Below are 21,130 nucleotides of genomic sequence, written 5' to 3' on the forward strand. Positions count from 1 at the left end.
AGTTAAAGTTTCTAATTTAATTTTAAATCCGGATAAAATTAAGATTTTTTGACTTTTTGAGGATGATTGCCATAACCGTAACCATAACCATAACCCTTGCTACCTGTTTTTACACCGTTTAATAGTAACGCCATTTTTGGTAACCTATTTTCGTCATACAGAGGCTGTGCTATTCGAACCAGTTGTCTTTTGTCAATATTATCTGCACTTACGACATAGATGAACATGTCTGCATATTTAGAGATTAACAATGTATCACTCACTAGACCTACGGCAGAAGTATCTACAATAATGTAATCATATTTTTTATCGAAATACTCAAATAATTCAATCAACCTATCACTCATCAATAATTCAGAAGGATTAGGTGGTATGGTTCCCGAAGCTACAACGTCTAGAAAAGGATTGTCTTCACTTTTAATTACTATATCCTGTGGTTTTATGGATTTGTCTGCAATAAAATCTGTTAATCCTTTTTCAACTTTCTCTTTCCTGTTTAGATAGTCCATTATTTTAGGCATTCTAATATCAGTTTCTAGTAGTAGAACAGATTTTTCCGAGTAAGAAATTGACATCGCAAGATTGGTGCTTGTATGCGACTTTCCTTCTTGAGCTGTAGTAGAAGTCACAAAAAGTTTCTTGGAATCTCCACCAGGTGTTTTGCCAAGCATAAAATCTACATTAGATCTAATAATCCTAAATGCCTCTGCTTTAGGAGAGTAATCTACTTTTTTGACTATTTTAGTTTTCTTGTTTGTTTTTGGTATATCTCCTAAATATGGAATGTCTAAAATTTTAACTAAATCTTCCTTCTTATGAATTTTATTGTCTAATAAGCTTAAGAAATAAATAGATCCAATTGGTATTGCCAATCCAAATAACATAGCACCCAAATAAGTTAACATGGTATTTGGAGATATAGGACTATAAGAAGAATAGCCTTTATCTATAGTTTTTGCATTAGGAGAAAACATTCCTAAACTTATAGCAGATTCTTCTCTTTTTTGTAAAAGATATAGATAAAGGGATTCTTTAATACCTTGTTGACGTTCAATACTTCTAAACTGTCTTTCTTTTGTCGGCGCACTATATATTTGACCTCTTATTCTAGCTTCCTCTCTATTTAGATTATTTAAGGTTATCTTACTGGTTCTTTCCATATTATCCAAGGAGTTAGTAAGATTGTCTTTTAAAGCATCTATTTGACTATTAAGGTTGATGACAATAGGATTTTGCTCACTAGAATTTTTGAGAAGCTTATCACGTTGCGCCACTAATTCATTATGAGTTTTAGTTACTTGGGAAATATTTGCGTCAGATATAATATTTGGAGGCAATAAATCTGAGCTTTTATTCTTTTGGCTTATTTCATTCTTTAAATAACCTATAAGTTCTATAGTATTGGCCGTAGTATTGATTTTATTTTCCGTTGCTTTTTCACTTTCCAAATATAAATTTGCTTGAGAACTTAAAGCTGTAAGTTTATTGTTCTTTTGAAGTTGTTCTGCTGTAAAATCGACTTCTTTTAACTCTTTTGAAACTGCTTGGAGCCTGCTGTCAATAAAATCTGAAGTGACCTGAATTACCGATTCCTTATCTAAAATCACATCAGTGTTGTATTCTCTAATGACTTGATTTAAAATATCGATAGCTCTATCAGGTATATTGTCACTAAATTCTAGTTTTAATATGCTAGATTCGGATTCTGATGAAATTTTTAATCGTGCTTGATAACTGTTCACCAAATTTCTTACCGGAATGATAGAAACTCTCAAATTACTACCGACCATTGGCGCATGTTTACCTATATTTGGAACAATGACCATGTCGCCGAAACCGGTTTTAATTCTATCTCCAAAGTTATAGGACTTACCTAGAGACTGGTCTCTATCCAATAGTGATTTCCCATTATCTTTGAACATCAAATATTTCGTTGGGGAAACTACCTTAATATAGAGTGTAGTGTCCACTTTATGAATTACAGAGTCACTAGCAAAAAAATTTAATTTAAGAGGCGGGTTTTTATAAATTTCCAATTCTTTGATCTGACCTTGCGAAAAAAATTGAATATTAAGATTTAACTTTTTTATAACCTTATTCATTAAAGACCTTGATTGAATAACCTCAATTTCATCAATAATTTGATTTGTCCCATTAGAAAACAAGCCTTTACTAGTAAAGGCTTCTAGGCTCGGTATTTTTTGGGATTGTTTGTCGTCCTTAATTTTAATTGTGGCGTTAGCTTTATATTTAGGTGTTTCATATCGTAAAAATGTATAAGCTAAAAAGATGGCTATGATTAGACTTAAAGAAATCACCTTCCAATAAGACAATATCAATTCTAATTGTTGCCTTAATTCGTTATTAGCTAATTTAGACTTGCTTTTCATAAACTTTGACTATTATTAAAATCTAAAATTATTTTACTAAAAAAACGGCGATGATTGTAGTCAGTGTTCCAATAGCCGAGATTAAAACTCCATTGTTTTGGTTAAAGGTAGAAGACCTTACTTTGGCTTTATTGGGTTCTACATAAATAACGTCGTTTTGTTGTAGATAGTAAAAAGGGGAGTTTACTGTATTTATTGAGGTTAAGTCAATGTTTGCAAACTTCTTTTTTCCATCGACTTCTCTAATAAGTAACACGTTTTTTCGTTTGCCAAATATAGTTAAATCCTTAGCATAACCTAAAGCCTCTAATAAAGTAATACTTTCGTCTTGTATGGTAAAAGTACCCGGACTAGTAACCTCACCGATAACTGTTATGGTAAAATTGGCCAACCTAACATTAACAATAGGATCATTTACCATAACTTTAATTCGCTCGGTAAGTAAAGCGGTTAAGTCAGAACGTGTTAGCCCTTCGACTTTAATGGTTCCTAGAACTGGAAATTCAATATTACCATTATAATCTACTAGGTAGGTTTGTTGTTGTGTAGAATTTCTTGCGGTAATTAAATCGTTAGTGTTGTTTGATACCGTTGGTAAATTAAAAGGTCTTACCGTATCTGGATCAAGAGCAGACACATTTATTGTTAATATATCGTCCGGCTTATAAGTCAATTGAGTCGGTTCTGTTGTTAACTGACCTTCTTCTATTGGTTCATCCTGGAAGTAAACTATTTTTTTTCTTGATGCACATGAGCTAGCTGTAATAATCGCTAATACTGAAATGATAAGGATACGTATTTTCATTGGAGTTAATTTATAGGTTAAAAAGGGCTTATTTTTTTTGATCTAAAACTTCGTAAGTAGAGTTATTAGAAATGTATTCAGGTATTAAAAATTTTATCGAAGATACAATTTCTAATGGCTGTGTTAAAGAATTTACTGTCGTAAGTTTATTAATCTGTTTTTCAACGTTGATGATATCTACATGTCTTGATTTAGCAATCATTATTTTTTCATGATAAGTTTTCTTGGTATTTTCTCCATCCGCCAAAAGTTCTTCATATATTTTCTCGCCAGGTCTTAATCCAGTAATTTTAATATCAATGTCTTCGGGATAGCGCAATCCGGAAAGAATGATCATATTGGTAGCTAAATTGAAAATCTTAATAGGTTCTCCCATGTCAAAAACATAGATTTCTCCACCATTACCCATTGCAGCAGCTTCGATAACTAGCTGGCATGCTTCTGGGATAGTCATAAAATATCGTGTTATATCCTTGTGTGTAACAGTTAATGGGCCTCCTTTTTCAATTTGCTTTTTAAATAATGGTATTACGGAACCGTTAGAGCCTAAAACATTTCCGAATCTTGTGGTAATAAACTTTGTGTGACCTTTTCCTTTGAGACAAGTCACATAAAGTTCGGCTATTCGCTTAGTAGCTCCCATGACGTTTGTTGGGTTTACAGCTTTATCTGTAGAAATTAACACGAATTTATCTACACTATGCTTTACGGCTATATCGGCTACATTTTTAGTGCCTCCAATATTTACACTAACAGCTTCAAAAGGATTGTTTTCCATCAAAGGAACGTGCTTATATGCTGCTGCGTGAAAGACAATTTTTGGTTTGTATAGGTTGAATATTTGGTCTATTCTAGTTCTATTGCGCACATCAGCAACAATGACATCGATATTCTCTAAACCTTGTTGTTTAAATTCTTGTTGAATATCATAGAGAGCAGACTCAGCATTATCTACTAGGATTAATTTTTTATAATTATATAAGCTCACTTTTCTACAGATTTCGCTTCCTATAGACCCAGCGGCTCCAGTAACTATTATGACTTTGTTATCGTATTGTTCTTCTAAATCTGGGTTTTTGATGCTGATAGGATCTCTTCCTAAAAGATCTTCAATCTTTACTTCTTTTATTTGCCCTACGCTTAAATCGCCATCAATCCAACTTTGAACAGGAGGAACAATCTTCACTTTAAGACCAAGTGAAAAAAGACTACCTGTAATTTGCAGTAATCTTGCCGGATCTATATTTTGGATTGAAATTATAACCTCTTCAACCTTATTCTTTTCAATGAAATCTGCATCAATAGAATCAATACTATAAACATTCAATAGGTTTATTTTCTTACCTATTTTACGCTCATCATCATCAATAAAACCAACAACTTCGACTCCATTTTTGGTATCATTTCTAATGGCATCATAGGTTAACATTCCTGAATTACCTGCGCCAAATATTAAAACATTAGAAATAGATTTAAAATCTTGTGTAATATGGTTATAAAGAGATTTTATGAATAATTTTGCTCCAATGAGAAATAAAATATTAAGCAATAAATGAATATAGATTATAGAGCCAGATATATTTAAAATACTGGATTCACCTAAAAATTTTCTACTCAAAAATGTACAACATATAAGTATAGTTGCAAGTATGTTTGCCCCAATGATCAGATTAACAATATCCTTAAAACCTGTAAATCTAACAACACCTTTGTAAGAGCCTACAGCTATGAGACTTATAGCTGAAACAGCAATAACATAAGGGATTTGTTTAAAAAGTGTAAAAAAATCGAACTCAATAACAAAGTTGAATCTAATTAAATACGCCATAAAAAACGTAGCGACGATGATAGCGATATCAAATAACAACACTAGCCATTTCGAGGCGTATTTCTCCGATATTTTATTTAGAAATTTAACTATCATGACACAAAATACGTATTTATTGCGGAAACAACCCTATCTATTTCTTTATCAGTTAAGTTTGACCCACTAGGTAAACATAAGCCTTTTTCAAATAACTCGTCTGACACACCATTAAGATACCTTGGGGCATCTTTAAATACAGGTTGTTGATGCATTGGTTTCCATAGTGGTCTTGACTCAATATTTTCTTTTTCTAGGGCCAGTCTTAATCCTTCTCTTGTACTTTTGGAATCTAAAAGAATACAAGATAACCATCGGTTTGAGAAATAACCATCTGGTTCTTGTAAAAAAGTGATTTTGTTATTATGTCTAAGGGCATTCAAGTAAAATTCATGATTAGAACGACGTTTGGCTACATGGCTATCTAAAATAGTCATTTGTCCACGACCAATACCTGCAACTATATTAGACATTCTGTAATTATATCCGATATGTGAGTGTAAGTAATGTGGAGCATTGTCTCTAGCTTGAGTAGCTAAGAAAACGGCCTTTTCCTTATCTTCTTTAGTTTTTGTAACTATTGCGCCTCCGCCTGAAGTGGTTATTATTTTGTTACCATTAAATGATAATATAGAAAAATCTCCAAAAGTTCCGCATTTTTTTTCTTTATAGCGGCTGCCCAAGGATTCTGCACTATCTTCAATGATTGGGATATTGTATCTTGATGCCACTTCACTTATTTCATCAACTTTATAAGGCATACCATATAAATGAACAGCGATAATGGCTTTTGGTTTACTTCCTTTGGCTATCCGATCTTTTATTGCGATTTCTAACTGTTCGGGACACATATTCCATGTGTCTTTTTCGCTATCTACAAATATAGGAGTAGCGCCTAGATACACTATAGGGTTAGCTGAAGCAGAAAATGTTTTGCTCTGGCAGATCACTTCATCTCTATGTTCAACTCCTAATAGAATAAGACTTAAGTGCAGGGCAGAAGTGCCTGATGCTAGAGCTGCAACATGGATGTTATTGTTAAGATAAGACTGTAAATCGCTTTCGAAACCGTTAACGTTTGGTCCCAAAGGTGCTACCCAGTTAGAATCGAAAGCTTCTTTTATATAAGATTGTTCATTACCACTCATATGTGGTGATGATAGCCATATTTTAGGTTTCATAGGTAAAATTGTTAAGTAATGATTAGTATTACTATTCAATTTCATGTCATATAGAGGGATCTGGGACACGATCAAATTATGGGATAAATATGCGTCATTATGTGGGAACACCCCAAATTAAAACGTTTAAATGTAAATATTTACGTTGATAACGGTAATCTTAATACAATGAAATTGCTTTTAGGGTCTTTTTATGATTTTACAAAGGAAAATTAATACCTGTTATATAAAAATTTATGAATAATGTATATTTCTTTGAAAGAATATTCATTCATGAGAATTATTTATTTAACTTAAATTTTAGCTTTATATCGTAACTATAGTGTGGATGTTTTCAACTATATTATATTTAGCGTTTTAAGATAATTTGGTGCTAAACCAAAATCAAGCCACTTATGAATATATTAATTACATCAGCAGGACGGAGAGTATCGCTTGTGAGGTCATTCCAAACAGAATTAAAAAAATTAAATCCACTTGGTAAAGTGTTTGCAACAGATGCAGATCCCATAATGTCTGCTGCTTGCCAAATAGCTGATGGTTTTTTTAAAGTACCCTATTTGGATGAACCAGGTTATATTGATAAATTACTAAAATATTGTAAAACCCATGATATAAGTTTAATCATTCCAACTATTGACACCGAATTACATGATCTCGCCAAATATAAAGAGCGTCTGAAGCAAGAAGGAATTTCTGTAGTAATATCATCACTAGATTTTATTTCTAAATGCAGGGACAAAAGAATTATTCATCGATTTTTTGAAGAACATAATGTAAATGTGGCTAAAGAATATGCTAAAGAAGATTACAAATTACCACTTTTTATTAAACCCACGGATGGCAGTAGGAGTGTTGACACATACATTATTAAGTCCCAAGAAGATTTAACAGAATATCATTTTAGTAACGAAAAATTAATGTTTTTGGAGTATTTAGATCATGATGAGTATGATGAATATACGTGTGATTTATATTATGGAAAAGATCATTATTTGAAGTGTGTCGTCCCAAGAAAAAGAGTTGAAGTGCGAGACGGAGAAGTCTATAAAGCGTTGACAGTTAGGAATATTTTAGTCCCTTACCTAAAGAAGAACTTAAATTTCATTGATGGAGCTGTTGGGTGCCTAACGGCTCAGTTTTTTTTACATAAAAACGATGAACAAAAGATTTTTGCTATTGAAATCAATCCTAGATTTGGAGGTGGTTATCCATTAACTTATTTGTCTGGAGCAAATTATTCTCGATGGATTATAGAAGAATACATGCTAGATAAATCGATAGCAGAACAATTTGATATTTGGGAAAACAATTTATTAATGATTAGATATGATGATGAAATTTTAGTGCATGGATATAAAGGTTAATAATCAAACTGTTATCGTTTTTGACTTAGACGATACTTTATATAACGAGCTGGATTATCTAAAATCTGCATATAAGTCTATTGCAATACATATTGAACCTAAGCTTTGGAAACGGCTTTATTCTGAAATGTTTTCTTTATACAGAAGTAAGGTTAATGTTTTTAAATTTATTTCTAATACATATAAAATAGACATTTCGTTATTAATTGATATGTATAGAAACCACCAACCAGAAATTCAATTGTTTGATGGCGTTAAAAACGTATTTGAAGCTATAAAATCCAACAACGGAAAAATTGGAATTATAACTGATGGTCGTACTAAAACCCAGCGCGCCAAGCTTGAGAGTTTGAATATTATTAAATATCTTGATAAGATTATAATATCAGAAGAAATAGGTTCTGAAAAGCCTAGTTTAGCGAATTTTGAAGCGATTGAAAAAGCTCTACCGGCATTAGAATATTTTTATATAGCTGACAACTTAAAGAAAGATTTTATTGCACCAAATTCCTTAGGATGGAAAAGTGTGGGGTTGATAGACAATGGCATGAATATTCATTGTGAAGCTCATAACTACTTGGATAATGCACACCAACCTCAACAATTCATTTGCGCATACAATGAACTAAAGATTATTTAACTGCAATAAAAATTCAAATATCAGTCCTTTGTACCTGTGAATATTGGCATATCGTCACTATCAGAATTATTGACATCTTTTCTACTAATAACTTTATCTATTGTTTTAAATATTATTTTTAGATCCAATAAAAAAGACTGGTTATCAACATAGTAAACATCAAGCTCAAACTTTTCTTCCCAACTAATCGCATTTCTACCATTAACCTGAGCCCAACCTGTAATGCCAGGAATAACTTCATGTCTTCTATTTTGTCGTTTATTATAAAGTGGTAAATACTTAGGCAAAAGTGGGCGAGGACCTACTAAGCTCATATCTCCTTTTAAAATATTTATTAACTGTGGAATTTCGTCTAAAGAATATTTTCTACAAAAGTTTCCCATCTTAGTAATGCGATAAATTACTGGCAATAGATTACCGTCTTTATCCGTTTTATCGTTCATGGTTTTTAACTTAATAATGGTAAAGAGTTTCCCGTTTAAGCCAGTTCGCATTTGATAGAAAAAAGGTTTTCCATTATTAGAAATCGCCAATACAATAATTAATGTCAGTAATAGCGGAAAAACAATTATAAGTCCTACCAATGCTGCTAAAAAATCAAATAAACGTTTTATGATTGGGTATAGTTTCATGTTATGAAATTATAAGTGGGTAATATTAAGAAGATTAATTAAGAACACTGTTGATTATAGCTATTAAATCGTTATTTATTATATCAACATCAAAACGTTCTTCAGCATATTTTCTACTGTTTATGCCCATCTCTCTTATTTTTTCTGGATTGTTTATAAAATATTCCATAGGTTTTACAAGGGCTTCTAGATCTTGTGGTTCGATTAAGAAACCATTTATCCCTTCTTTGACTGATTCTCTGCAGCCAACAGAATCTGTTGTTATAATTGGGTTGCCACAAGCACAAGCTTCTAAAGTAGTTCTTGGTAAGCCCTCTCTGTAATAACTTGGTAGTACAAAAACATCTCTTTTGTGAAGGTGCTCTTCAATATTTCTTTGTTTACCATGAAATACAATAATTCCTTCTTTATGCAATTCGTTTATTTCATTTTCACTAATGGCAGAAGGGGAGGTTTCTGTTGCACCAATTAAATGAAATTCTGCTTTTGGATACTTAGCTTTCAATATTTTGGCAGCTTCCATATATAATGCAATTCCTTTTTCTTTAATCAATCTTGCCACTAAAAGAAAACTCACTTTGTCTGAAGTATTTTTTTCTTTAAATGTAAATTGATTAAGATTAACACCAGAACCACTCACAAAAGCAACGCTCTGTTGTTTAGAAATAACATTACGATCTAAGAATAATTGATGGTCATCTTTATTTTGAAAAACGATGACTTTATTTTTTCGAATCGATAATTTATACAAGGTTTCGTTAAACCGCTGTAATAATCTAGCCTTAGTAGATAAACCAGTGAAGGCATAACCTAAGCCGGTAATTAATGAAACCACTGGCACTTTGCACTGGTTTGCAGCAATCGAACTATAAATAACTGGTTTTACAGTATATGGAAATACTAAATCTATATTATTGTCTTTAATTAATGCTTTTAATTCGCTAATAGAGGTCATATCCTTAAAGGGGTTGAGACCAGTTCTATTTAAATTAAATTGTAATGGTGTAGCTCCCAGCGCAACAAGTTTTGAACGAATATTGCTAGGATGGTCTGGTGCTGCTGCAAAAACCTTACATCCATTATCCACTAAACTCTTAATAAAATCTCCTCTAAAATTTATTAATGAAGCAGATAGAGATGCTACAATCATTATGTTTTTATTTTCCATCTCTTATTAATTGTGTTTAAGGAAATTATATTTATACCATTTTTGAAAACAGTAAAAAGACCACACCCTAAATGTACTATCTTTTCTACTCTCTAAATGGTCTTTTACTAATTTAGAAATAACCTCTACATTAAAAATACCTTGTGATTTAAGTAATTCTGGTTCTATGTAGCTTTCTAATTCTTTTCTAAGGCTCTGTCTTAACCAATCTCCAGTTGGGCTGCCGAACCCACTTTTACCTTTTTCTAAAAATTCTTCAGGAAACTGATCTCTAAAGGCTTCTTTTAAAATGTGTTTTTTGTTCCAACCTTTCATTAAATAGTTTTCTGGTAGCGTATTGGTAAACTCCCATAAATCCCTATTTAAAAATGGAGCTCTACATTCTAGAGAAGTGAGCATACTGGTTCTATCGACTTTTGCCAACATACCACCTTCTAAACTTAATATTTTATCTACAAGTCTAAAATCTGTTAGCGTTTCTATTTTTTGCTTTCCAAGAACTTCTTTGTATTCTTGAAAAATATTAGCATCAAAATAATCAGGCGACATTATCTCTGCTAGTTGATTACTTGTGTTTGCTAAAGAAATAATATCCCAATAGAAATCTCCATCATAATCTATAGCATTTAGTAATTTATTAATTTGAAATTTTCGTCCACGAGAATCATCTTTGTCAATCAGATATTTGTTACTAAGACCGGCAATAGTTTTATGAAGTGCTTTTGGTACAATACTAGAGTACCTTTTGTTCATTTTTCCAATATAGTATTTATTATAACCACCAAATACTTCGTCGCCACCATCACCAGTTAATGCAACTGTTACGTGTTCTCTTGTCTTTTCGGAGAGTAGGTGTGTAGGTAAGGCTGCTGTATCTGAAAAAGGTTCATCAAAATTGACTAAAATTTCGTGAATATTATTTTTAAGATCGTCTTCATCTATTATAAACTCATGATGATTACTATTTAACATTTTAGCAACCACCCTCGATTTATCGGTCTCATCATACGATGCTTTTTTAAATCCGATAGAAAATGTATCGATTTTCTTATCCGTGGTTTGTGCTAAACAGAGTGAAATAATTGAAGAATCTACACCACCAGATAAAAATGTTCCTAAACCAACATCTGCAATAGATCGGCTATCTACACTCTTATAAACTAAATCTTTGGTTTTTGCTTTTGCATCGTCAAAAGAAATATCAATAGTTTTCGGTATTGGTTCAGCGTTTATTTTATTTATAGTTGTATTATGCGAGGCTAAATCATATTCAATATAATGATTAGCTTCTAACTTTAAAATGTTTTCATATATGGTATGTGGCGCAGGAATATAAGTCAATCTAAAATAAAGATTCAATCCTTTTTTCGAAATGTTGGGTGTAAAATCAATAGTATTTATAATGGATTTTAATTCTGAAGCCCAAATAAATTCCTTATCCGTATGGATGTAATACAAGGGTTTTTCGCCAAAAAAATCACGAGCAATAAATAGTTTATTGATATTTTTATCATAAATGCTAAAACCGTACATGCCATCTAACCACTGAAAAGATTCTACTCCATATTTTTCGTAAGCTTTCAGTATGACTTCAGTATCACTCGATGTTTTGAAAGTGACACCTTCTGCTTCTAACTTTGCCCTTAATACCTTATAATTATAGATTTCTCCATTAAAAACTATAACGATTTGTTTATCATCTGAAAAAATAGGTTGCTTACCAGAAGATAAATCTATAATAGATAGTCTTCGCATTCCCATACCAACGGTAAATTGGTCGTTTTCTTCAGAAAATAGACCATCTTCATCTGGACCTCTGTGAATAATTAAATTATTCATAGTATTAAGGATAGACGATATTTCGTCCTTATTTCGATTGGTTTTAGCTATAATGCCGTTAATTCCACACATACTTTAATTCGTTTTTCTAATCCTATTAATCCATTTCAATTATTAGATCTGTATATTGTTTCAAAATATGATTTTTTTCATAAATCATAATTCGTTTTTTGCCATGGTTTTTGCAATCCGCTAAATAATCTTTATTATTAACAAAATAATTAATTCCTTTAGCCATTAGATCAACATTTTTAATTGGAACTAGAATTCCATAATCAGTGATCATTAAATCATCTTTAGCTGATTCCAATTCCATTATTTCATCTGGTCCTGACTTGCAATTAGTTGTTAATATAGGAAGTTTACATGCCATAGCTTCTAATATTACATTAGGAAATCCTTCATGGTTTGATCCAAAGATAAATATGTCTGCGGACTTTAGATATTTATAAGGGTTGGCATCAAAACCCATTAAAAAAACTTGCTCTCCAACATTTAACTTTTTTATAAGTTCCTCAAGTTCATCCTGCATGTCTCCTACACCAAAAATATACAATCTTAATAACGGGTTGTTTAGTTTGTGAATCGCCTCAATGAGCATTATATGGTTTTTGCCAACATCCAAGCGTCCTAGAGTAATCATGTTGAATTTATTCTTATCAAAAAACGAGTCTATAGGTTCAATCTTATTTATCTTTTCCAAATCAATAGGGTTGTGAACAACTTCCATAATTTTAGGAGGTACTCCAAAATTATCAATTAGGTCTTTGGCATTGCCTATAGAGTTACCAATTATCATATCCGATTTTTTATATAATAATCGAATCATCGTTTTATTAAAACTAGATTGAAAACCCTTGTAGCTATACTGTAGCGTAGGAAAAGCTAATTCATTTGCTATCGTTTTAAATTTGTAACGCGTTAATTTACTGGCAATAATATTAATAAAATTGGGTCTGGTTAAAAGGCTTACGCTATGGGTAATCTTTAATTTTTTTAATAATTTGGCGTATTTATAAGCAAGAAAAGGAATTTTTAATGCTTTAATTATACCATTTTCGTTTGCTTCTGATTTTTCTAAATAATGAATTGGTAATCCTTCGGGTAATTCATATTTAATAATGGTATTCATTAAGATCAAATGAACGTCTATATTATGTTTAGTGCAATAAGATAATATATAAGAACACTGTCTTTCGGCTCCTCCGCCAGATAATGAGTAAATTAAAAAACCTAATTTCATACTAATCTTATTACTTTATTATATTGATGAATAAGTCTTCATACTGTTGAAGAATTACGTCTTTATTAAACTTTTTGTTTACAGATTCCCTGACATCAATTGGATTCCATTGACGAGTATCCTTCAATTTTTCGATATAACCTTCTTCATTTTCAACCATATAGCCATTTATACCATCTTCAATGATTTCTTTAGTACCGCCAGGAACATTAAATGCCAAGACAGGTGTTCCTACAGAACAAGATTCAATTAAGCAATTTGGAAAACCTTCGAAATAAGAACCTTGCAGAAAAAAATCACTTTTAGCAAGGTATTTTGAAACCTCCTTGGTAAAATTGATATGTGTAATTTTATCTGTTAAGCCAAATTGCTCTATTAAAGAAAAAATAGTGTCTTTCTCACTGCCATTGCCAATTATTGTGTAGTGAAATGGAAAATCAAGTTTCGATAGGATTTTTAAAATCCTCTCATAGCCTTTTTCTTTGCTTAATCTTCCTACGGTAATATATTGAATAGGGTTGTTTTTGGTTTTTTGCTCTTTTAATTTAAAACTGTCTGTAATAGGATTGTTAATTACAATCATTTTTTCAGCACTTATATTGTAATTGTCTTTTATGTCATCTAGCATATCTTGAGATTGACATATAATCTTATCAAAGCGATTAAATCGTTTATTCCCTATAAAAGAAAGAGGGTTAAACTCCTTTGTTTTAAAAAAATCAGTGTCCAAACTAAGCACGGTAACTTCCCTGGATATGAATTTTGTTTTAGGAAAAAAGACAGACATGTATGCCGTAACTGTATTAAGATGACCAACAGCACTTACTAATATGTCTGGTTTGTTTTTTCTAACATATTTAAACAGTGCGGTAACGCCATTCAAAACTCTGGCTTTTTCTAAGAAGACGAGTTTTATATCTTTTACATCGTAAGAAGCATCTTTTGAATAACCTACTATTAATAACGTAACTTCAAACTTTTCTGGATCAATATTTTGAGCAATGTAAGAAAACACGCGTTCTGCACCACCTGGTAGAAGATTGGGAAGCGCAAATGTGATATTAATTTTTCTTGTTTTCATAACTCTTATTATTTATTCTATTTTTATTAACCAATAATTTGCTTTTAAAACAGCTTGGATATAATTTTATTCTAAGATATTGTTTATATATCCTTCTGTTGGGTTTTCCTTTGCTATAATTTTCGCAGGGTTACCAATAACTAAAGACTTATCGGGAACATCAAAATTCACAAAAGAATTGGGCGCTATTAATACATTATTTCCTATAGTTATTTTGCCAGCAATCACAGAACCTGTACCAATCCATACATTATTTCCTAAAGTAGGACAACCCTTATTTTTACCTCTATTTGCTTGACCTATGGTAGTTAAATGAGAGATATTGCAATGCTTTCCAATTATAGCATCTTTGTTAATGACGATTGTGCCAAAATGCCCAATATAAAACCCTTCTCCAATTGAAGTTGAAACAGGGATTTGAAACCCATATTTGTAGCTAAGTCTTTTTACAATAAGTCCAAAGTAAATTCCTAATAAAGAGAACCTTTTGTATTTCGATGCTTTACGTAGGTAGTACATATAATGAAAACCTGGATTTCTTTTTCCTTTATATATTTTTGTTAAGCCACCGTAGCGGAATAGATCTGCTTTGATTATTTCTTTCATTTTTTTAATTTATCGATTACACAAATTGATTGAAATTACGTCTGAACATTAAAATACAACTGCTATTGTGATACGTGCCATCTATCAATTACTATATTATTTGCATAAAACGGATTTTATCTTAATAAATGTTTAAAATGCCATCCTATATTAAATAAAAATCTCAACGTTATATTTGGAAGTTCGCGTAAGTAATCTTGCTTTTTAAAATTTAAATAATGTGCGGCTCTCAAAAGTGTATACGTTCGTTTTAAAAAGTATGTTGGCTTTTTTAAAAAATAATCTTTTGAGAACCAATTGATAACAGATAATGAATAGACAGCCATACCAAAAGAATTCTTTTCGTGATCTCTATTAGACAATCTGTTATGGGTATCGAGATAATAGATTCTTAAGACTTCATTAATGTATAATGTCTCATAACCTAGGCTAGAGATAAATTCCCAGATTAAACCTTCAGGAATAAGTCCTTTTGCAAACATATCTGGATTTATTTTTATCCTTTTCAATATTTCGGTCTTTGTAAAACCCCATCTTTCCATAACAACAGGATGATAAAGGTTTTGTCTAAAAGTACTACTGTAATAAGGGTACTCCGGAAATTTTTCTCCAATCACTTGTCCTGACTCGTCTTTGCACATTGCAGTAATGCCACTAATCATCTTCTTTTTATTTTCAGGAATAGAATCATAAGAATTACTAAAAACTTCTAAGGCATTTTCTACACATTCGTCGTCAGAATCTAATATGATTAAAAATTCACCTTGGGCTAGATCTATGGCTTGAAAGTAACAAGCCATTTTATGTTGGTTTTTGGCATTATTAATATAATTGACCTTGAATTTAGCAGTTTTTAAAAGTTCCAATATCGTTTGGTGGGAATTGTCAGTAGAACCATCATTGATCAATATCAATTCGAAGTCCGTGAAGGTTTGACTATTCAATGAATCAAAAACACGATGAATAGTATCTGCTCTATTATACACTGGAGTGAAAATAGAAAATCTATACTCGGAATTTTCTATAATGTCTTCAGTATTGAAGGTTGGTATAAAATCAATAAAATTCATAATATGTTGGTTTTTAATATTTTAATTTCTAAATAATTTTAAATAAGATTATTTAGTTTTTTAACCTATATCCAATAAAAACAGTTGATATTTTTTTCATGTCTCTAATGTTTTTAAAGTGTTTAAAGATTCTTTAGATGTATTATGGTCTATCAAATAGCCAACAAATACAAAGAAAACGATTAAATTAGGTTGATTAATAACACTTTGCAGACTGACCATAAATATGTATAGTACAATTAAAATAGACATTCCAAAATATCGAATTTCAGGACTTAAGGTTAGTGTTTTTAAGAAAAAATAACCTAGCATAAAAATAAAGAACAGAAAAGTAAATAAACCTGCATCGACCCATATAACAATATAAGTATTATGAACATGCTGGTCGATCGCAAAATCTACACCATTACCTAAAATTGGATTTTCGTATAGGTAATAAAGTGCCCGTTCTATCAAATTCGAACGTCCAGAACTATCCACGTCTTCGAGATTAAAAGTTAGTAGATTAATTATATTATTGACTTTTCCTGTTTGTGCAGCAGACAAGCCCAGACTATTAACTTGAGATTTAAGAGCGAAAATTGCGGTATAAAATAATGGTATTATAACGGCAATTAAAACTAGCTTGATACCTGTAAAAAACTTATGATTTATAAGAAAGAATACAATAGTGAATACAAATAAACCCGTTGTAGAATAGGTTAAAAATAAGCTATAGAACAAAGTAGCTAAAATTAGTACTTTTATAAGTCTAAATAAAAACGTTTTTGGTTGGAATAATTGATTAAACAAGATATAAGCAAAAATACTAGTATAAGCGGCAGCATTCGGGTCTCCTGTTATACCGCCTGCACGATCCAATGCCCATCCATGTTCTTCTCCTGTATAGGCATTAATATTAAGTTTGATTAATATAATGGTAACAAAAGAAGATATAACGAAACAGGTTGTTATTACTTTAAAAAAAACTTTGAACTGTTCCGTATTACTTAAGAGAAAATAAAATCCTATAAAATATATGACTGGAACAAAGGTTGCAATTATAGAGGTTTGAAAACCAGAAACTCCTGATGCCAGTAAACCAAAACTATAATATAAAATATAGAAAATAAACCATAATTTATTAGTATTGGATAAGGACATTATATTTTGACGAAATAAAATAGTTCCAAGTATTAAAAGCATCAAATTTAAATAAGCGACTAACTGCGAAGCACTTGGTGAAATAAATTGAGATATTAGACCCTGTATATTAAGGCAACTAATCACCAGAGGTACATAAAAGCATATTATAATTATAATTTTATACATTAATTATTTAACTATGTTAGTAATTAAATTTTCGTAACGCTCCGAAATACTTGAAATGCTATATTTATTGAGTGAGTTAATACCATTTTCAGAAAGTCTATTTCTTAAACTCTCGCTATTTATAAGTTCTCTTAGACCTTCTTGCATTCTGGTCATGTTTTGATCTTCAATCAGTAAGCCGTTCACATTATTTTCTATAATATCGGAAGGCCCAGTTTTACAATCGTAAGAAATACATGCCATTCCTTGGGACATAGCTTCTAATAATACCATAGGTAATCCCTCAAATCTTGAAGGCAATATAAATATTGAAGATTGGTGCATGACCTTAGAGATATCCGTTATAAAACCAATGAATTCGACTTTATCTAATATATTATTATCCTTAGCCAATTGGGTTAAATGATTTAACCCTATATCCCCATCTCCAGTTCCAGCAATTTTTAATTTCCAATCGGGATTCTCTTTAAGCACGGGAGCTATTAATTCAATTAAATTATCGAGCCCTTTATGATGGTAACGCGTTAAATTTCCAACCGCTAAAATTGATTTTTCCCGAACATGTGAATTATCTTTAATAGGAGAAAAGCTGCAAGGATTTGGCATAACATATGTTTTTACACCATTTTTCTTATAAAAATCAATATCAAATGAAGTCAAAACAGTGACCGTATTAGCTAATCTGTAAACATACCTTTTAGTGAAATTTGAAATTCTCTTTCTTCCTTCCATAAATCGTAGATAGGAATTGTGTTCTTGCGCAATAATTTTTATCGAAAATAATTTAGCTACGGTTATAGCTAAAAGATTTGTGAGTGTAATATAAGATATAATTATGTCAGGTCTATTAGCTTTAATTTTATAATAATTAATTAGACCAGTAATATTTTTCAAAGTGTAATTCGTAATAATTTTTGGCGGATTTAACTTTATTCTATTGATAGATGGGTCAAGTGGATAATCTGTATCCATTTCATCATAAAAAGTTATAATAGAAATCTGGTGTGCTTTGTTCTTAGCTAAATGATTTGCAACCAATGCAACTACGCGTTCAGCTCCTCCGCTACTTAAAGCTGATATGATAAAATCTATTTTCATTATTTCAGTTTTACTAGGGTAAATATTCTTTTAGAAACATTTCTAAATCCAAGACTCGATATGTAAATAATAGGTGTATATGCTACAAACGCAAGTAGTAATATTTTGAAAGCATAAATGATTAAATTAAAGAGGTTTATGTCTCCCAAGATTAAGAATTTCTGAATTTCATAGCAAATATAAAATGGTAAAATCAACGACAATACTAAAATCAAAAATCTTTTCCAATAATGCCATAGGTTTTCCTTAAAGCCATGTTTATATAAAAAATAAGGTCTCCACAATAATATAACAATTGAAAATGCGATTGTTGTTCCCATAAGAATACCAGCAAGATCAAAATAATGAAGTAAGATTATGGACATCCCTAAATTTATGATGCTTTGTGCAACTGGTGCCCAAATATCTTGGTATAATCCATAGGCATCTTTGAAGTGATCTACAGGAACTCTAATTTGCATTATGAACATATTCAAAAGAAACAATATTAAGACATATTTACTTAAAATGTAGGTCTTATCGGATAACCAAACTAAAATAAAAGGTTCCGTTACAAAATAAAGAACTATTATGGCTAAACCACCTATATAAAATCGAAGCGCCATCATTTCCCAAAAAACTTTGTTAATATTCTTTTTGTTGTTCTCTGCTACTAAATTGCCTATTCCGGCAGCTGTACCCGCAAAAGCTGTATTTACTAATTGCAATAGTCTGCTAAATACTAACTCATAATTACCAAAAAATGCTACCGTTTCAATACTTATGAAAACAAAAATCAATATTTGGTCTGTGCCACCTGTGACAAACGTTCCTAACTTGTGCAAAGAGATTTGCTTAACTTTTTTGATAATTTCAGGGTTGGTCTTTAAGATCGAATTTGTTGTCTTTTGATTGATCCCTAACCATGGATAAATTTGTTTTACTTTCCTTCTTAAAATATAACTATTAACTATATAGTATATCAATTCTAAGGTAATCCATCCATAAACACTTTGATAATAATACACTATGATGCATTGGAGTAAGATTTTTATCAAGTTTATGGATTGTGAACTTGAAGTTATAACATAGTCTTTTTGATCCGCCTGAAGAAGAATAATATGGTAGTTGAAGAAAAAATTTAAACACATACCAAATAAGAATGTGTAATAGGTATAATAGACAACCGTTAACGGTGCATTAAGCGAATCAAATATAATAGGAAAAAAACATGAAATTACGACTCCAGCAATTATGATAAATAGCCCTATTTTTTTGTATAGATGGCCAAATAGACTGATTAGTTCATTAATTTTATGATGTTCTTTATTGAAAATTGGTTTATAGAGACTAAAACCAACAGCCGCACCGATACCCAATTCTGCTAAATTCAAAAAGCCCAGGAAACTTCTCAGCGTTCCTGAAAGTCCCATGAATTCATCTCCTAAATTATCTAAAAATAATTTTCTCGAAACAAATTGTAGAATCAAAAACGTAAGATAGAAAAACATGCTAAACTTCATGTTTTTCAGGGCATGGTTTACTCTAGACATTTTGAAAAAGTTGTAATGTTTTACGCTGAATTTTAATCCGTTCCTTGTTAAGAGTCAGAAATATTTTGTACAGCAAAGGTGGTAAAAACACGATGGCATAACTATAAAACTGACTGTTTTCTACCTTATAGTGTTTTTTGATAGTATTTCGAATATTTTTACGATGTACACCGTCCTGATCGAGGTCAGTATTAAAGTACAACGAATCATAGTGATAGGTCAAAAATTTGCACAAATATTGTTTTGCTAAATCTTGTATGTCTTTACCGTAATGAGCTGTATGTTCCACAACATAAGCTCCTGCATTTATAGAATTTAATTTTTTTATTGAATAATCACTTCTAATAATACTGGTCAGGTTTTGAATATTGTAAACATAAAATTGATTTTCAAAATAACCGATATTAGAAATTTCATTTAAAATATCAATGGTATAATAAACATCTTGATGCAAAATGCCTTCAATAAAAAATCGATCTTTTAGTATCGATTTATGGTATATTCTTCTCCAAACGGCAAATTCTGCATTACTAATTATTCTTCTTAAAGCTGAATGTCTGTCTTCAATTCTTGCATTTATTACGCTTTCTTCTGGTTCACCTGCTTGTACTAAATGAGAATGCGTAGAACTGGTCTCAACAACTTTTAAATCATTAGCGGTAGCGAATTTAATTAGTTCGTAAAACATATTTGGCTTTACCCAATCATCACTATCTACAAATCCAATAAAGTCGCCTTTGCTTTTTTTAAGTCCGTAATTTCTTGCAATACTAGACCCACCATTACTAATATGATAAACCCTGATGCGTTTGTCTTTTAACGCATGCTTATCACATATACTACCGCTCAAATCTGTTGACCCATCATTAACTAGAATGACTTCTATATTTTTATGTGTTTGTTGAATGAGGGATTCAATACATCGGTCTAGGTATGACTCAACATTATAAACAGGAACAATTATAGATATTAAAATGTTCATTTTTTCGATTTGGGTTAACATTACTTAATAACAGGCTAATACGCTAATTTTATCTAATAAAAAATAGATTTAAAAAAATTGATTAATCAAATTATGATGTATAAACATTATTAAATATATCAGCTAAGTTGTTATTCGCAAATATTGATATTTTTTTTGAGTAACAGTAATAATCTTGACAAAGCATAGTTTTTTACGTTTAAATTCATTTTTTAGATATCAAAGATTTTAAAACGTCGATAAAATACATAGTAATCCTGCCTAATCGCTTGTAAATAAGTAGTTATATATTGACATTCAACCATTTATTATATGTAATAT

General features: G+C 30.9%; 17 protein-coding genes. 2 read left to right on the forward strand and 15 right to left on the reverse strand.

Annotated elements, in window-relative coordinates; translation table 11 throughout:
• Positions 1 to 38: 38 nt before the first annotated feature.
• Genes HM990_RS07950 through HM990_RS07965 form a run of 4 tightly spaced genes read right to left on the reverse strand, consistent with a single transcriptional unit; the run spans position 39 to position 6,240 of the window.
• On the reverse strand, positions 39 to 2,390 hold the full coding sequence (locus HM990_RS07950) for a GumC family protein (protein WP_178988417.1): 2,352 nt from the start codon (positions 2,388 to 2,390) through the stop codon (positions 39 to 41).
• Positions 2,391 to 2,418: 28 nt separating this feature from the next.
• The gene (locus HM990_RS07955; protein WP_178988418.1) at positions 2,419 to 3,195 is read right to left on the reverse strand and encodes a polysaccharide biosynthesis/export family protein; all 777 of its coding nucleotides are present in this window, start codon (positions 3,193 to 3,195) and stop codon (positions 2,419 to 2,421) included.
• A gap of 28 nt (positions 3,196 to 3,223) precedes the next feature.
• Positions 3,224 to 5,119: a polysaccharide biosynthesis protein gene (locus HM990_RS07960; RefSeq protein WP_178988419.1), complete on the reverse strand. Its 1,896-nt coding sequence runs from the start codon at positions 5,117 to 5,119 to the stop codon at positions 3,224 to 3,226.
• Positions 5,116 to 6,240, reverse strand: a complete 1,125-nt coding sequence (locus tag HM990_RS07965) for a DegT/DnrJ/EryC1/StrS family aminotransferase (RefSeq protein WP_178988420.1) — start codon at positions 6,238 to 6,240, stop codon at positions 5,116 to 5,118. The genes HM990_RS07960 and HM990_RS07965 overlap by 4 nt, the downstream gene beginning before the upstream one ends.
• A gap of 395 nt (positions 6,241 to 6,635) precedes the next feature.
• Here HM990_RS07965 and HM990_RS07970 point away from each other — a divergent pair, with 395 nt between their 5' ends.
• Entirely contained in the window at positions 6,636 to 7,607 is a 972-nt protein-coding gene (locus HM990_RS07970; protein ID WP_178988421.1) for an ATP-grasp domain-containing protein, read from the forward strand.
• Entirely contained in the window at positions 7,591 to 8,247 is a 657-nt protein-coding gene (locus HM990_RS07975; RefSeq protein WP_178988422.1) for an HAD family hydrolase, read from the forward strand. Before HM990_RS07970 ends, HM990_RS07975 begins: the two co-directional genes overlap by 17 nt.
• A 20-nt stretch (positions 8,248 to 8,267) precedes the next feature.
• On the opposite strand, the gene HM990_RS07980 is transcribed toward HM990_RS07975, so the two are convergent.
• The 11 genes from HM990_RS07980 to HM990_RS08030 form a co-directional block, all read right to left on the reverse strand.
• Entirely contained in the window at positions 8,268 to 8,879 is a 612-nt protein-coding gene (locus tag HM990_RS07980; RefSeq protein WP_178988423.1) for a sugar transferase, read from the reverse strand.
• A 34-nt stretch (positions 8,880 to 8,913) separates the two neighbouring features.
• Entirely contained in the window at positions 8,914 to 10,047 is a 1,134-nt protein-coding gene (locus HM990_RS07985) for a glycosyltransferase family 4 protein (RefSeq protein WP_178988424.1), read from the reverse strand.
• A gap of 6 nt (positions 10,048 to 10,053) precedes the next feature.
• Positions 10,054 to 11,958, reverse strand: a complete 1,905-nt coding sequence (asnB, locus tag HM990_RS07990) for an asparagine synthase (glutamine-hydrolyzing) (RefSeq protein WP_178988425.1) — start codon at positions 11,956 to 11,958, stop codon at positions 10,054 to 10,056.
• Positions 11,959 to 11,983: 25 nt separating this feature from the next.
• On the reverse strand, positions 11,984 to 13,129 hold the full coding sequence (locus tag HM990_RS07995; RefSeq protein WP_178988426.1) for a glycosyltransferase: 1,146 nt from the start codon (positions 13,127 to 13,129) through the stop codon (positions 11,984 to 11,986).
• A gap of 10 nt (positions 13,130 to 13,139) precedes the next feature.
• Positions 13,140 to 14,210 carry a glycosyltransferase gene (locus HM990_RS08000; RefSeq protein WP_178988427.1) on the reverse strand — a complete coding sequence of 357 codons (1,071 nt, stop codon included), beginning with the start codon at positions 14,208 to 14,210 and terminating at the stop codon, positions 13,140 to 13,142.
• Positions 14,211 to 14,276: 66 nt separating this feature from the next.
• Positions 14,277 to 14,816, reverse strand: coding sequence for a serine O-acetyltransferase (locus tag HM990_RS08005; RefSeq protein ID WP_178988428.1), 540 nt, complete (start codon positions 14,814 to 14,816; stop codon positions 14,277 to 14,279).
• Between the two features lie 116 nt (positions 14,817 to 14,932).
• A complete protein-coding gene (locus tag HM990_RS08010; protein WP_178988429.1) occupies positions 14,933 to 15,886 on the reverse strand; it encodes a glycosyltransferase family 2 protein in 954 nt (317 codons plus the stop codon).
• A gap of 96 nt (positions 15,887 to 15,982) precedes the next feature.
• Positions 15,983 to 17,071 (reverse strand): O-antigen ligase family protein, encoded by a 1,089-nt coding sequence (locus HM990_RS08015; protein WP_178988430.1) that lies wholly within the window; start codon positions 17,069 to 17,071, stop codon positions 15,983 to 15,985.
• Between the two features lie 129 nt (positions 17,072 to 17,200).
• Entirely contained in the window at positions 17,201 to 18,295 is a 1,095-nt protein-coding gene (locus HM990_RS08020) for a glycosyltransferase family 4 protein (protein ID WP_178988431.1), read from the reverse strand.
• Positions 18,295 to 19,827, reverse strand: coding sequence for a polysaccharide biosynthesis protein (locus HM990_RS08025; RefSeq protein ID WP_178988432.1), 1,533 nt, complete (start codon positions 19,825 to 19,827; stop codon positions 18,295 to 18,297). Before HM990_RS08025 ends, HM990_RS08020 begins: the two co-directional genes overlap by 1 nt.
• Positions 19,820 to 20,809 (reverse strand): glycosyltransferase, encoded by a 990-nt coding sequence (locus HM990_RS08030; protein WP_178988433.1) that lies wholly within the window; start codon positions 20,807 to 20,809, stop codon positions 19,820 to 19,822. The genes HM990_RS08025 and HM990_RS08030 overlap by 8 nt, the downstream gene beginning before the upstream one ends.
• Positions 20,810 to 21,130: the final 321 nt, after the last annotated feature.

The organism is Winogradskyella schleiferi (genome assembly GCF_013394655.1).
GTDB lineage: Bacteria > Bacteroidota > Bacteroidia > Flavobacteriales > Flavobacteriaceae > Winogradskyella > Winogradskyella schleiferi.